1 protein-coding gene is annotated in these 266 nt (G+C 69.2%); it reads left to right on the top strand.

All coding sequences use genetic code 11. The features are described 5' to 3' along the window. Positions 1 to 266, top strand: a 266-nt coding sequence (locus tag A7X12_RS26020) for a divalent metal cation transporter (RefSeq protein WP_198162089.1), incomplete at both ends; no start/stop codon positions are given.

The raw sequence follows: 266 nt of genomic DNA, 5'->3' as shown, positions 1-266 counted from the left end.
GGATCGGCGTGCTGATCACCGCGCTCGACGTGGTGATCGTGCTCAGCCTCAAGGGCCAGGGCTTCCGGCAAATGGAGGCGATCATGCTCGGGCTGGTGGGCACCGTCGCCGCCTGTTTCGTGGTGCAGCTGTTCCTCTCGCCCCCGGACGGCGCGGCGGTGCTGGCGGGCATGCTCCCCGATCCCGCCCGCCTCGCCGACCCGCATGCGCTCTACCTCGCGATCGGCATCCTCGGTGCGACGGTGATGCCCCACAATCTCTACCTG

The sequence above is a fragment of the Sphingomonas sp. TDK1 genome (assembly GCF_001650735.1).
Classification (GTDB): Bacteria; Pseudomonadota; Alphaproteobacteria; order Sphingomonadales; family Sphingomonadaceae; genus Sphingomonas.
Note: the sequence above shows the minus strand (reverse complement) of the source record. Positions and strands in the feature narration are given on the sequence as shown.